Genomic DNA, 14,153 nt, shown 5'->3' on the forward strand with positions numbered 1-14,153 from the left:
TTAGATTTTTGCATGCAGCGCATCGGCGATAGGCAAATCAGCCAGAATGCCCGATTTATTCAGCGCCACCAACATTTGCTCCGTGACGATATTATTGGTTTCCCACGGTTTAACATGCGTTGCTGGATAAGTGTCTGCGATGATGTCGATAATTTCCGCTTCTGTCAGTCCGAGTTGGCGCAACATGCAGGCGCTGAAATCTTTGGCGATAGCGTCGGTTGCGTAGCCTTCCAGGAAAGCCAAAATCGGTTGTTGCAACGCTTGCTTGGTCGCCGCGTCGCTGTGGCGCCAGATATGGCTCAGCACCTGCTGTGAGAAGCGGGCATGGCGGCCTTCATCCGCAACGTGATCTTTCATCACCAGATAGAAGGTCGGGAAGATATCTTCGTTGTTGATCACATCGATCAGATCGGTCGTCAGCGCCTGCTCCGACAGGGACACGCAAACCAGTCGCAGCAGCTCGCGCAGCCGTTCGTCGCCCATTGCCAACGATTGCGCCAGGGCATAGGAGGCCTCGGTATCTTTTGGCATCGGCAGCGGCGCAATGGATGTCATCTGCTCTACCTGATTGATCAGATCCAGCGCCACCAGGGCGTGATAGGACTCATCCACGACCACGGTCAGCGCGTCTAAGCGCATTTCAAGCGGAAAGTCTACGCCGACCGCGTTTTTGTAGAGCTTGTAACTGGAATCATTGATGATATCCAACTCGATGTTGGCGATGCCATTCAGGTAATGGTAGAGGGTTTGTACCTGAATATAGCGCAAGGCTTGTTCACCGAGCGCGGCAACGCGCGGATGGAGGCACAGCGGCAGACGTTCGAGGGGGAAGAAAAGGGTTGATTGGCTGTCCTGTTCGTTGAGAAGGCGACGCGGGCGGGAGCGGACAATCGCGGCGCGATCCCATTTTTTCAATGTGGTTTCAATGAGGCTCATCGGCTAATCCTTATTAATAGAGTTCTATTTCAATATCCGATTGTGAATAGGCGCAGCAGGCCAGAATAATATTCTCTTCTAACTCCTCTTCGCATAAGGCACTCTGTTTTTCATGGCGTATATTTCCGCTGATTAGAAGTAATTTGCAACAGCCGCACCTCCCCTTTCGGCATAGGTTGGGAATGTCGATATTTAATCTTTCAAAGTTTTCAAGCAGCGACGTTTCAGGACAAAAGTCACCGATGCCCGCGCCATCAAAAATAACTTGATGACCATCGGGCCCTGTATTTGCAGACATGGCGTGTTATTCCCTATGGAAGTCAGTGAGTGAGATCACATTTTAAAATTCATATAAGTAAATTGTTATTAATAATAGGTTGTGAGTTTTAATGGGGAGTAACGATAGCTTTGGCTTTGTTTATTGTCAACACGACACATTAAAAACATTAACATTATATTAAAGGTTATTTCACATAATATAGTTCATATTCAAACTGTATTGCCTGGATTGTTTAGCAATTCTTATTATTACTTGTTTTATAATATCAATAGGCAAAAATCGTTATTTAGTGAATGGAAAACAGGACGTCGCCGCCTTCCAATGATAGCCTGAGCGACAATTTGGTTTTGATAACGCAAACAGGAAGATGACATGTTGAAAACCGCAGGCTGGCTGCTGCCCGCCATCGTGGCGCTGGCAGGGTGTTCGTCATCCGGCCAACGTCACGAACAAACCCTCAGCCAGGCGCTGGCGGCCATCGGCCAGGACAAGGCGCTGGTTGGGGCGTCGAGCGGCGTGATGGTGCGCGATGCCGAGAGTGGCAAGGTGCTGTATCAGGCGCACGCGGATCAGCGTTTGGCGCCGGCTTCCAACATGAAGATGTTCACCTCTCTGGCGGCGTTCGGCGTGCTGGGGGCCGATTACCGCTTTGAAACCCGGTTGTTGACCGCCGGCGAGCAGCGCGGCGACACCTTGCGAGGGGATCTTTATCTGCAGGGCAGCGGCGATCCGACGCTGCATCCGGACGATCTCGACACCTTCACCGCAGCGCTGGCGAAGCGCGGCATCCGTCATATACAGGGGCGGTTGTTGCTGGATGCCGGCGCCTTCGATCAGACGCCATTCGGCGCCGGTTGGAGCTGGGACGATGAACCTTTCGCCTTCGCTGCGCCGATCTCGGCGCTGAACTACGCCTTTACTCCCGGCGGCGATATCAACGTGGTGCAGGTGGCGGTGCGGCCGGGCGCCCGTGCCGGCGCGCCGGGACGGGTGAGCTTCTATCCCGCCAATGACGCGGTGACGCTGGTCAACCGCACCACCACCGGTAGTGACACCGCGCTGACGTACGAGCGCCGGCCGGGCAGCAACCGGATCGTGGTCAGCGGCACCATCGCCGCGCAGGCGGAGGCCAGCTCGCGATTGATTACCGTCGATCAACCGTCCCTCGTCGTCGGTGCTTTATTGCAACATGCTCTGCGTGCGCACGGCATCACTCTGCGCGGCAACGCTGAAGAAGGCGTGACGCCGGCCGGCGCACAGCTGCTGGCGCAAAAAACCTCGCCGCCGCTCTCCCGCCTGGTCGTCACCTTCCTGAAAGTCTCCAATAACGGCTACGGCGAGATATTGACCAAGGCGATGGGCCGCAAGACGCAGGGTAAAGGGGATTGGGCCGCCGGCCTTCAGGCGATAAACGGATTTGTGCAAAGCCAGGGCGTCGCGGCCGACGCGTATCGCCAGGTGGACGGTTCCGGGCTGTCGCGCATGAACCAGATCACGCCGCAACAGCTGACGACGCTGCTGCTGGCGGCCAGAAAACAGCCGTGGTTCGCCGACTGGTATCACGCCTTGCCCGTCGCGGGCGAGCCGGGGTTGCTGGTGGGCGGCACGCTGCAAAGCCGCATGGTGAACAGCGCGGCGGCGGGGCGCGCCCACGCCAAGAGCGGTTCCATGACCGGCGTATCGTCGCTCAGCGGCTATGTCGATTCGGCGACCGGGCGGCCGCTGGCATTCGCCATCATCAGCAATAACTATCTAGTGCCCGGCGCGCAGGTGAAGGCGCTGGAGGACCGCCTGGTGGAGACGCTGGCGGCCTGTGACGCCACGGTGGCGTGCCGCTGAGCGCGCGGCGTCAGTCGCGTTTGGCGATGTCGGCGAAGCTGCCGGCCAGCAGGCGGCACAGATCGGCGGCGGCCAGTTCGATGTCCAGCCCGCGTTTGCCGCCGGAAACGTAGATGGTGGCGAACGCTTGCGCCGGGCTGTCGATCACCGTCGGCAGCCGTTTTTTCTGCCCCAGCGGGCTGATGCCGCCCACCAGATAACCGGTGACGCGCTGCGCCAACTGCGGATCGGCCATCTCGGCCTTTTTGGCGCCGAGCGCGCGGGCGACCTTCTTCAGATCCAACTGGGTCGCGACCGGCGTGACCGCCACCGCCAGGTGTTTGGCGTCGCCGTTCAGCGCCACCAGCAAGGTTTTGTAAACCCGATCGGCATCCAGCCCCAGCTTTCTCACCGCCTCGTCGCCGAAGTTGGTTTCGTCGCTGTCGTGGTGATAAGGATGGAGGGTGAAGGCGACCTTTTGTTTCTCAAGCAGAACGACTGCGGGCGTCATGATGTGTTGTCCAAAATGTCCCCAGCGGGGAAAGGGTGATAACCAGCCTTAAAAATACAAAAATCCAACCTGCCCGGCAACCTGAGCGGCTGTTACATAAAGCGGGTTGCCAAGATATTCACCGGGTTGCTACCCTGTTTACTGTAACCGTTAACACGGTTGCTATGCGTATAACTAGAATACAAGAAATTCCTCTTTGACTGGCCAATAGCGATATTGGCCTCTTTTTTACCCCTGCGGCTGCAGCATCGCCGGCAGGTTATCCTCGCCGTACAGGTGCAATGCGCCAACCGCCACCACATAGTCACCGGCAGGCAGCGCCTCCAGCTGATGCCGCCAGTCGCGATTGCGCTGATGCATCAGCACGTCATACAGCCCGGCGCTGAAGGTGGCGGGCAGCGTGTCCAGCGTACCGCGCGGTTTGGCGTCCAGCCACCAGCTCACCATGGTTTGCAGCAGCCGCGCGTTGGTATGCCAGTGTTCCAGCGTATCGCGCAGCAGCGCAATGCCGCCTTCCGGCAATTGTTCCAGCATCGCCAGCTGCTGCTGCGCGCCTTCCAGTTCGATCACCGGTTTGTCCTGCGCCCGGGCGGCCTGCAGCAGCTGATAGTCCACGCCATATTCCGCGCGCAGCCCCAAACGCTGAGCCTGGCGCGCCTGCATCATCAGCGCCACCTGCCAGCCGGGCAAGGTAGCGAAGGCGTGCGGGTCGGCGCCCAGCTCATGGCACAGCGCCAGCAACCGTTGATATTCTTCGGCGGACAGGCGCTGTTCCAGCTCCGGCTGCAGCTCGGCGTGGTCGAAAGGGGAGGCGGAGTCGGTGATATCGGCTTCGACGATCAGCGCGTCGGCCTGCTGCAGCCGGGCGGCCAGCCGGGGCGGCAACGGCGACATATCGACGGTGCCCATATGGATGCTGCCCACCAGATGCAGCCGACGATCGCCAGGCAGGGTGATGTCCAACGCCGGATAAGCGTAACGCTTGGGCGAGATCAGGCCGAGAAAGGCGGCGAGGCGGCGTAACAGTTGACCCATACGGCGTGGCTCCTGAATAACGGGTGCGCGTTTCAGCATGAAAGGCGAGGGGAAATCGTTATTCATGCTAAACGCTATCCGCCGCGCAGGAAAGCCCGGAAAACAGCGGGGCGCCATGACGGCGCCCCGGCGATCACTTCCTGGGTTTAAAACGCAGCAGCCGGTTGGCGTTGCTGACCACGGTAATCGACGACAGCGCCATCGCCGCGCCCGCCACCACCGGGCTGAGCAGCGTGCCGGTCAGCGGGTAGAGCACGCCGGCGGCGATCGGAATGCCCAGCGTATTGTAGATAAAGGCGCCGAACAGGTTCTGCTTCATGTTGCGCAGCGTGGCCTTCGACAGCGCTACCGCATCCGCTACGCCGTGCAGGCTGTGGCGCATCAGGGTGATGGCGGCGGTCTCGATGGCGATGTCGCTGCCGCCGCCCATCGCGATGCCCACGTCGGCCTGCGCCAGCGCCGGGGCGTCGTTGATGCCGTCGCCGACCATCGCCACGCGCTGGCCCTGTGCCTGCAACTGTTTGATCGCCGCCGCTTTGCCGTCCGGCAGCACGCCGGCAATCACCCGATCGATACCGGCCTCTTTGGCGATGGCGTTGGCGGTTACCGGGTTGTCGCCGGTCAGCATCACCAACTGATACCCCTGCTGGTGCAGGCGCTGCAGCGCCGCGACGCTGTCCTCGCGCAGCGGATCGCGAATGGCGAACAGCGCGGCCGGTTTACCGTCCACGGCCAGCAGCACCGGCGTTACGCCGCGTTCGGCCTGGGCGCGCATCGGCGCTTCCAGTTCGGCGGTTGCGACCTGATGCTGTTCCAGCAGCGCGGCGTTGCCCAGCAGCACCTGCACGCCGTCGATCTCCCCGCTGACGCCGGCGCCGCGCAGGGTGCGGAACTGCGCGACCTGCGGCAGCGTTTGCCCGGCGGCGCGTTCCATGATGGCGCGCGCCAGCGGGTGGTTGGAGCCTTGTTCCAGCGCGGCGGCCCAGCCGATCGCCTGCTGTTCGCTGACCTGATTGAAGGTCAGGATCTCCACCACCTGCGGTTTCCCTTCGGTCAGGGTGCCGGTTTTGTCGAACACCAGGGTGTCCAACTGGCTGGCCTGCTGCAGGGCGTCGGCGTCGCGCACCAGCACGCCGAACTCCGCCGCGCGGCCGACGCCGGAGATGATCGACATCGGCGTCGCCAGACCCAATGCGCACGGGCAGGCGATGATCAGCACCGTGGTGGCGATCACCAGCGTATAGACCAGCTGCGGCTGCGGGCCAAAGAAGTACCATATCGCCGCGCTGAACAGGGCGATCGCCACTACCGCCGGCACGAACACCGCCGAGACGCGGTCAGCCAGTTGGCCAATCGCCGGTTTGCTGCTCTGCGCCTGACGCACCAGTTTGATGATGCGCGCCAGCGTGGTTTGGCTGCCGATGGCGGCGGCGCGGAACAGCACGCTGCCGTCGTCGACCACCGTCCCGGCATGTACCGTATCGCCGGCGCCTTTCTGCTGCGGCACCGCTTCGCCGGTCAGCATCGCTTCATCGAGCCAGACCTCGCCCTGTACGATTTCGCCGTCGACCGGCACGCGATCGCCGGTAGTCAGCCGCAGCGTCATGCCGAGCTGCACCTCCGCCAGCGGGATATCGCGCTCGCCGTCGTCGGTCACCAGGCGCGCGGTGGGCGGCGTCAGATCCAGCAGCCGCTCCAGCGCCTGTGAAGAACGCTGACGGGCGCGCTGCTCCAGCGCATGGCCGAGGTTGATCAAACCGATGATCATCGCGCTGGCCTCGTAATAGAGGTGGCGCGCTTCCATCGGGAAGAAATCGGGCCAAACGTTGACGGCGATCGAGTAAAGCCAGGCGGCGCCGGTGCCGAGCGCCACCAGAGTATCCATGGTGGCGCTGCCGTTCATCAGCGCGCGCCAGGCGTTGCGGTAGAAGTGCCCGCCGGCAAACACCATCACCGCCAGGGTGATGACGCCGACCAGCAGCCAGGGGCGCTGGGTTTCCGGCGTCAGCGTCATGCTGCCGCCGAACAGCCCCCAGGCCATCAGCGGGATACCCAACGCCAGACCGAGCGCCGCCTGCCAGCTAAAGCGCTTCATGTTGGCGCGAGCGGTCTGCTGTTGCCGTTCGCGACGTTCGGTTTCGTCCTGGATCATCTCGGCGCCGTAGCCGGCTTTTTCCACCGCCGCCACCAGCGCCTGCGCATCGGCGGCGCCGGTCACCAGCGCGCTGCGTTCCGCCAGGTTGACGCGCGCGTGCTCTACGCCGGGTACGCTTTGCAGCGCCTGCTGCACTTTATTGACGCAGCTGGCGCAGGTCATGCCGCTGAGCAGCAGCTGTACGCTGTCGTCCGCGCTGTCGGTTGCCGGAAGGGAAGGTTGCGCCGCTGGCTGAACGTCCGGCAACGAAGGTGTTGCGTCAGTCAACGGCTCAGTTTTTGGGACGACGGCGCCCGCCACGCTGGCGTGATAACCGGCGTGTTCTACTGCGGCGATCAGCGCCTGCGGATCGGCATCGCCGTACACTTTCGCGCTGTCGATCTCGACGTCGGCGGCGAACACGCCCGGCACCGCTTCCAGCGCCTTGCGGGTGGTGCCGACGCAGTGCATGCAGCTCAGGCCGCTCAGCTGCAGTTCGGTATCGGCGCGCGGCGCGACTTCGGCCTGATAACCGGCGGCGATCACGCTGTCGATCAGCGCGCTGTCCGGCGCTTCGCCGGTCACTTTGGCGTATTGGACGTTAACCTCGGCCTGTTCGACATCGCTGCGACTTTCCAGGGCTTTTTTCACCCGCTGCGCGCAGTTCATGCAGGACAGCCCCTGCAATGCCAGCATAGTGGTGTGTGACATGATTGGACTCCTTGCTTAAGGGCGGTGTTTAAAGGTTAACCGCCTGACCTGTTTTCACTAAGAATGGAGCTTAAACCTTCCAGCAAGGGTAAGGTCAAGGCGGTTTTTACTTGCGCGGGCGTGACGGTCGTTTTGTGTTGTATAACAAGGTGTTTTATCGGCGGCAGCGCGGTCGGCTTGCCCGAACCGCGCTGCCGCGTTGGGGTTACAGCACGAAAGGAATGAAACATTTAACCTGACGTTTATAGTTGCGCCAAACCTCACCGTAGCGCTTCTCTGCCATTTTCTCGCTTTTGGGAATGGCGTCGGCGAAATACTGCACCAGGTTAGTCAGCGGTGCGATCAGGCCAAACAGGTTGCCGGCAAGCAGCCCGAAGCTGACGAAAATAAGAAAGTCGCCGAAATAATTCGGATGGCGCGCCAACCCCCAAAAGCCACTGTTCAGCAGCCGGCCTTTATTGTTCGGATCCTGTTTGAAGCGCCGTTTTTGATAATCGCTGCCGAAGTGGAACAGCGTGCCTATCAGGTAGACCCCAATGGCCAGCCATTGCAGCGCGCCCCACGGCCCCTGCAGCTGGCTGGCCCAGTAGAAGGGCAGGCAGTACAGGCCGCCGAAGATCATGACCATCATCACCGCCAGCCATGGCACCTGCTGCGTGGGCATCACGTCCTTGAGTTTGGCCGCGGCGGTGTTGCCGTACCAACGTGTCAGCACGATGTTCATGCGCAGCAGGTACAGGCCGACCATGACAAGGATCAGGGCTTTGTGGCTCAGATCGCCCTCGCCGAAATAGCAATAGACCAGGGTAACCGGCCCCATGGCGTTGAACCCCCACAGAAACATCGGGCGAGTGTCCTGAGCGCCGCGGCTGGTAATAAACGCCAGCAGGGCAAGGATCAACAAAACAGCGGCCAAAGCAATCCATACGTTCATTGTGTTCTCCTCAGCGGATTAGGGGGAATCGTTCCCCGGGGGCGCGCATTCGCCGGATGGCGGCGCGGTCAAAATGCTTTGCCAGCTGCGTCTGGGCGCTGCGCTGCCCCATTGTTGCAGGTGGCCGAAGCGGGCAAAAAACACCGGGGGAGCGCTGAGCGCCAGGGTTGCTGCGAGCTCGCGACACGCCTCGGCGTGTTGCACCAGAACGCTGATCGGATGCAATCCCCAACCCCAGTGTTGCAGCGTGAGCCACAGACGTCCAAGCCGCATGCCGGTGGCGAACAGGTGCTCGGCACTTTCGTCGTTCAGACACAGCGCCAGGTATTGCGGGCCTTCCGCGACGCGTTGCGCCAGCCCTTGCGCCATATAAGCCGGCAAGCGCAGCCCGGTCGCCAGCCGGCTAAAGCGAGGATGAAACGCCACTTGGAAGAAGCGCTTGAATGCTGGGGATACCGGGCCAAACAGGTGGTGCAGGTGAAAACCGTCGTCGGTAGGCTGCCGTTCGTTGAAGCGGATGTATTGATAGGTTTCGCGCCAGGCTTGGCGATCCGAGAAATCGAGCGCGGCGTGACGAGCGGTGAGCTGCGCGACCCGACGGCGAGCGCGTTCGTCACCTGCGATACTGAGCGAACTCGCCGTTCCGTCGAACAGGGTCTGCAGCTGCATCCGCTGCGCTTCATTGATTGGCGTAGGCTGATAGGCCGCCCGTGCGGTATGCCGCTCGCCGATCAGCTGCGCCAATTGGCGATGGGCGGCGCGATCGGGCGCGGCAGGCGCGGCGGGGGCAAAGCTCAGTAAATGCGTGGGGCCATGCTCCCAACGCCAGGCGAGAGGCGAGCCTGCACAGTTGAGCAGCGCGCTGAGGTACTCGAAGAAAATCCCGCAGCTCATCAGCATCTCGCGTTCCAGCGAAGGCAGGCTCTGCAAGGCGCGACGGCGGTCGATAGCCAACCGGCCACATCGGGCGGCGGCGTCATAGTGGAGAGACCAGGGTTGGCAGTTGTGTGAAGAGGGCGCCTGCCGCGCGATGTCCACGGCCTGTTGCAGCGCCGCGGCGAAAAGGTCTTGGGTCATGATAAGGCTCCGAAAGCGGAAGGGGCGGGCAGGGAAAATACGGTAACGTTCGCTCTGAACGACATGCTTTCCTCCGTCGGAAAGCAGAGTGCGCATGCCCAGTCCAGGCTGCGCCACAGCCAGAAGCGTCTGCTCGCCAAACTGCCGTCGGCGCTTGAGACCAACCCGGTGTGCCAGTCGATGCCGATCGTCCGCAATTCGTAGGGCAGGCCGCGGCCGTGGCTTTTTAAAAATGCTTCGCGAATGGCCCAGACGGCGCAGGCCTGTATGCGTCCCAATCGCTGCTCCGCCTCGCCAAAGGCCCAGCGCAGCGCCGCGCCGGAGAAGGGGCGATAATGCTGCAGATCGATGCCGAGCGGGATATCGCCGGTGGCGCTGGCGTACCAGGCATGCGAATGGCTGAGAGAAACGTGGCGGCGTCCCAGCAGGAAGTGTTCGCCGAACGGTTGTCCACTCGCCTCATGGCGCAGCGTAAAGCCGGTCGCGTCCCCCCGGCACCATGTCCGGTTCAGCAGCGCGATGGCCTGTGCCCGCGCGTGGTTTTTCACCGCCGACAGATGCCGCAATCCCCGAACGGCGGCGCAGCGGTGGGGGCCGCCCAGCGCGATGACGATACGTGGCGCCACGCTAAGCTCGATAACCATCGGCGATGCGTTCTCCGCTGATTTCGTCAACGACTTCCGCCAACTGATTAAAGCGTTCAACCAGGCTTTGAAACAGCGGGGTTTGCATCTCGCGCTCGAACATTTTCAGCGAGTTCAGCTGAATGATTTCGATAAAGTGAAACGGCGCCTCCGCCGAAGGGCTGACTTCGATGACATCGAAGGCGCGTACCGCATCGAGGTGGCGGCAAGCCTGGTAATCGGTCGTCTCCACCCAGTCGCGAAACGCGGCGCGGTGGGCGATGTCTTTTAGCCGAATCTTATGGACGATAATGTGCATCTGGGCGGCCTTTTTAAATGGGTTGATGGATAAGCAAATGGTAATTGATGCCACCGGTGCCAAAGCCGTTGATCGCCGCCCGACGCCCGTCTTCACCCTGTGGCCAGTCGAGCGCGATTTGTGGGATTTCGGCCGGGATCGCCGCCAGCGGCAGTTCGGCATTCAATGTCGCCACCGGCGTGGGCGGGATTTGACCGTGTTCGAAAGCGCTCAGCACTTTACACAGGCTGAGCGCACCGGCGCCGGCGAAACAGTGGCCGAAGTTGTACTTCACCGAACCGATGTACAAAGGGGCGCGTGCGGCGCGGTGATACCCCTGATGCAATGACGCGACTTCTGCCCGATCGCCCAGTTCGGTGCCGGTGCCGTGCGCTTCGAGATACTGTATCTGGCGCGCTTCGACGGCGCTCAGGCTCTGGGTTTTTTCGATTGCCAACGCCTGGCCCTCGGGATCGGGCGCGGTCATGGAATAGCTGTCGCAAGATCCCGATATCGCTTCGATGGTGGCGATGGCCCGCGATGTCGTCTGGCCGGTCAGAATGAAGAAGCCGCCACCGTCGCCGGGAGTAAAACCGTCGGCTTGTCGGGCGAAAGGTCGCATACGCGAAGCGGAAAGCATCATTTGCGCGCTGCACAGCACCATATCGCGTTCAAGCGTCGCCGTTTCTATGCCGCCGACGAGCACCGCATCGTAGCGGCCGGCCTGTAACGCCCTGACCGCATTGTGCAAGGCGGCCAGCGAACTGGCGCAGGCCGCCTCGACCGCGTAGCAGTCCGCCTCGACGCCGAGCTGTTGCGCCAACAGCTGCGCGGTGCCGAGGCCGCAGGCGCCATGCCAGCTCCAGCGGTTGATCGCGGGTTGGGGCGGTGGCGAAAGGGGGACGTCGGCGGAAGGCAACGCCGGCCACAGCGCGCTCATGGCCTGTTGTCGATCGGCGCTCAAAGACAGGTTGCTGGCGACGATAATGGCGATGCGTTCAAAGCGTCGCAGGCTGTCGGGCCACGCCGCGCAGCCGTTGAGGGCGTGCAGTTGTGTGATGTCGAGGCGCTGCTTTTTGGCCGGCATCATAGGCCGCGTCAGCTCAAGCCGCACCGGATCGTGCGTTGGGAAGCACATGGCATGAGCGGTGTAGGCGCTGAGCTTTTGCGGCGTGGGTCGCACGAAGGCACCGGGGTGCAACTGCTCGGGGCTGTGATCGCGCAGGGCGTCCTCACCGTTGCGCAAGGCCTGCCAGAAACGCGCTTTATCCAGCCCCTGCGCGGTGATGGGCTGATAGTCGATGATGCTGATGCGTGGCGAAGCCGGCGGTTTTAATGAGGGGGGAGACGCCGCGTCAATCCGCCAGCGGTAGCCGGTGAACGAGTGGCCGACGCACGTCTGTTGCCGTTGCAACAGCATGTCGAGGAGATGGCAGAAAACCTGATTGGCGCCGGCAAAATAGCCGGCGCTCGGCGCGGCATCCTGTCGTTCGGCGATCAGGGTCGACAATTGCGCGATCGCTGGCCATCCCTGTTCCTGAGCGACGTCCAGCGGGCAAACGACCAGGCTGATCGCCCCCTCCAGCCAACAGGCCGAAGAGGAAACGCCCTGCGCCAACAGCATGTCCGCCTGGGGTTGATGGTGGAAGCATTGTACGGCGGTCAGCACCGCCATGCGGCTGTCGGCATGGCGAAAACAGTCTTGCGCCAACTGCAGCAAGCGCAGGCCGCCCAGATCGGCGCCGTCGAGGGTTTGGCATTTACCGCGCGTGCGGGCGAAATGGGCGATGCGCGCGGGAATGCTGGAGGCCATTTCCCCTACGCGATCGTGGGATGAACTGCCGAACGCCTGGGCCAGCGGCTGTTTGTAATCGTCAATCCGGCGCATGACCGCTGCCGGTGAGAGCCCCTGAGCGTCAAGCCGTTCGGCCAGCCTGCGCAGCGCGCCGATTTTGGTGGCGTTGCGATAGGCCGCATCACTGCCCAAATGGGTGGCGCAAAATTGATCGCAGCGGTCGCGCAACGCGTCGGATAACGTCAGATGCTGCATGGCGGCGGAGGCGGCCTGCAGCGCCAGGCGGGTCTCGCGGCTGACCGCCAGTCGAAACAGCGGCGGGATGGCGAATTTTTTGAAATCAAACGCGGCGTCGTCGATCTGGCGACCGCGGATCGGCGCGGCCGCATCGCTCCACGGCATCGGCGGCGGGGCGTCGAACAGCGCCGACCAGGCGGCGCCGTTGGACAGATCGATACGATCGATGCCGGGCAGTGCGCAGCCGATGCCGACCAGCGCCAGCGGCGCGGCATGAATTTCCTGGTTCATCGCGCGTTCACCTCGGACAAACGTCCTCTGTCCACCTTGCCGTTGGCATTGGTGGGCAGACTGTCGGCGACCACCAGTTGGCTGGGGAGCATATAGGCGGGCAGCCTGGGCTGCAGGAACTGCTTGAGCTCCAGCAGGTTGGGGCGGAGCGCGCCGGGATGGAGGGTGATCACGGCGATCAGTCTTTGCTTCAGCTCGCCGAGCTCGACATACAGTGCGGCCTGGCTGACCGAGGGATGGTGATGAAGGATCGATTCAATCTCACCCAATTCCACCCGGTAGCCGTTGATTTTCACCATGTCGTCCAGCCGGCCGCGGTAGACCAGCCCATTCGCCGTCGTCTCCACCCAGTCGCCGGTCGCGTGACATTGGCGCGGATGCCATTGCGCTTGCCGCGATGAGGCGACGTTGCTGTAGCCGGGGGTCACGCACGGCCCGCCGATCAGCAATTCTCCGCGTCGGCCCGGCGTACCGTCAATCGGCTGCAGGCGCCCCTGTTCATCGACCAACTGCGCCGTCAAGCCGGGCAACGGATGGCCGATGGGGATCTGCTCCAGCGTCGCCAACTGCGTTCGATCCAGCGCGTAGGCGGTGCAGACATTGGTTTCCGTCGGGCCATACCAGTTGCTGACGCGGCACCGGGCCGGCAGATGCGCAACCAGACGCCTCAGCGCGGCGGCCGGATAAGGCTCACCGGCGAACGTGACCTGACGCAGCGTTTTCACCGTCGATGGCGCCAGCAACGCGCTCTTTTCCAGCATGGCTAAAATCGAAGGCACGCTGTACCACAGAGTGACGCCGTGCGTTTGCAATCCGCGAACGAGAGCCTGGCAATCTTTCTGTTCATCTTCGCGCACGATCCAGGTCGCGGCGCCGGCGCAAACGCCGGCGAACAGATCGAAGGTGCTCAGATCAAAGGCGAAACTGGCATGATTGGCCAGCACGTCGCGCGCCGTCAGTTGTGTATCGCTGACGGCCCAGCCGATGAAAAACGTCAGCATGTCATGGGTGATTTGCACCCCTTTCGGGGTGCCTGTGGAGCCTGAAGTATAGAGAATGGCGGCGAGGGGGGAGCCGAGCGCGGCGATCGCTTCCGGCCAGGCGCCATCGAGATCGGTGCGGCCATCGAGCGCGCTCAACCAGCCCTCATCGACGATCAGCGTGGGTGAGGCGGCGGCGATAATGCGTTCGATGCGCGCCGTCGGTTGGCTGAAATCGATAGGGACATAGTGGTTGCCGCTCAGCCAACATGCGTACATGGCGGCGACGGCGTCGGGCCCTTTCTGCAGGTTGAGCAGCACGGCCTGCTGCTTTAACCCGGCATGTCGCAGCGCCGCCGCCATCATGCAGGCGCGATCGGCCAGGCGACGATAGCTCCAGCGCCGATCGCCGCACAGCAGAGCGGTGCTTTCCGGCGCTTGGCGGGCGTGCCGGAACAGGGCCTCCAGTATCGGTGAAATGAAGGTTGCCATG

General features: G+C 62.2%; 12 protein-coding genes. 1 reads left to right on the forward strand and 11 read right to left on the reverse strand.

From position 1 onward, the window contains the following. Together ACJ8QF_RS00845 and ACJ8QF_RS00850 are read right to left on the reverse strand one after the other, a co-directional pair. The gene (locus tag ACJ8QF_RS00845) at positions 1 to 936 is read right to left on the reverse strand and encodes a diiron oxygenase (protein ID WP_033651120.1); all 936 of its coding nucleotides are present in this window, start codon (positions 934 to 936) and stop codon (positions 1 to 3) included. Positions 937 to 949: 13 nt separating this feature from the next. Beyond that, complete coding sequence (locus ACJ8QF_RS00850; RefSeq protein ID WP_071845084.1) at positions 950 to 1,234, reverse strand: 2Fe-2S iron-sulfur cluster-binding protein; 285 nt, start codon at positions 1,232 to 1,234, stop codon at positions 950 to 952. A gap of 354 nt (positions 1,235 to 1,588) precedes the next feature. Here ACJ8QF_RS00850 and dacB point away from each other — a divergent pair, with 354 nt between their 5' ends. After that, a complete protein-coding gene (gene dacB, locus ACJ8QF_RS00855) occupies positions 1,589 to 3,055 on the forward strand; it encodes a D-alanyl-D-alanine carboxypeptidase/D-alanyl-D-alanine endopeptidase (RefSeq protein WP_442537188.1) in 1,467 nt (488 codons plus the stop codon). A 10-nt stretch (positions 3,056 to 3,065) separates the two neighbouring features. On the opposite strand, the gene ybaK is transcribed toward dacB, so the two are convergent. From ybaK to pigI, 9 genes are all read right to left on the reverse strand, one after another. Then, positions 3,066 to 3,545 (reverse strand): Cys-tRNA(Pro)/Cys-tRNA(Cys) deacylase YbaK, encoded by a 480-nt coding sequence (gene ybaK, locus ACJ8QF_RS00860; RefSeq protein WP_004940240.1) that lies wholly within the window; start codon positions 3,543 to 3,545, stop codon positions 3,066 to 3,068. Positions 3,546 to 3,773: 228 nt separating this feature from the next. After that, a complete protein-coding gene (locus tag ACJ8QF_RS00865; RefSeq protein ID WP_015376874.1) occupies positions 3,774 to 4,580 on the reverse strand; it encodes a TraB/GumN family protein in 807 nt (268 codons plus the stop codon). 133 nt (positions 4,581 to 4,713) lie between these two features. Then, complete coding sequence (copA, locus tag ACJ8QF_RS00870) at positions 4,714 to 7,425, reverse strand: copper-exporting P-type ATPase CopA (protein WP_442537189.1); 2,712 nt, start codon at positions 7,423 to 7,425, stop codon at positions 4,714 to 4,716. Between the two features lie 205 nt (positions 7,426 to 7,630). After that, a complete protein-coding gene (locus tag ACJ8QF_RS00875) occupies positions 7,631 to 8,359 on the reverse strand; it encodes a DUF1295 domain-containing protein (RefSeq protein ID WP_021504656.1) in 729 nt (242 codons plus the stop codon). 18 nt (positions 8,360 to 8,377) lie between these two features. Continuing rightward, the gene (locus ACJ8QF_RS00880; protein WP_442537190.1) at positions 8,378 to 9,436 is read right to left on the reverse strand and encodes a prodigiosin biosynthesis protein PigM; all 1,059 of its coding nucleotides are present in this window, start codon (positions 9,434 to 9,436) and stop codon (positions 8,378 to 8,380) included. Further along, complete coding sequence (locus ACJ8QF_RS00885; RefSeq protein ID WP_442537191.1) at positions 9,433 to 10,080, reverse strand: 4'-phosphopantetheinyl transferase superfamily protein; 648 nt, start codon at positions 10,078 to 10,080, stop codon at positions 9,433 to 9,435. The genes ACJ8QF_RS00880 and ACJ8QF_RS00885 overlap by 4 nt, the downstream gene beginning before the upstream one ends. Beyond that, positions 10,064 to 10,378 carry a RedY-like protein gene (locus tag ACJ8QF_RS00890; protein WP_004940233.1) on the reverse strand — a complete coding sequence of 105 codons (315 nt, stop codon included), beginning with the start codon at positions 10,376 to 10,378 and terminating at the stop codon, positions 10,064 to 10,066. Before ACJ8QF_RS00890 ends, ACJ8QF_RS00885 begins: the two co-directional genes overlap by 17 nt. 13 nt (positions 10,379 to 10,391) lie before the next feature. Then, a complete protein-coding gene (locus tag ACJ8QF_RS00895; protein WP_442537192.1) occupies positions 10,392 to 12,680 on the reverse strand; it encodes a polyketide synthase in 2,289 nt (762 codons plus the stop codon). Further along, entirely contained in the window at positions 12,677 to 14,152 is a 1,476-nt protein-coding gene (pigI, locus tag ACJ8QF_RS00900; protein WP_442537193.1) for an L-proline--[L-prolyl-carrier protein] ligase PigI, read from the reverse strand. Before pigI ends, ACJ8QF_RS00895 begins: the two co-directional genes overlap by 4 nt. Position 14,153: the final 1 nt, after the last annotated feature.

It is taken from the genome of Serratia sp. CY81684 (genome assembly GCF_052166595.1).
GTDB lineage: Bacteria > Pseudomonadota > Gammaproteobacteria > Enterobacterales > Enterobacteriaceae > Serratia > Serratia nematodiphila.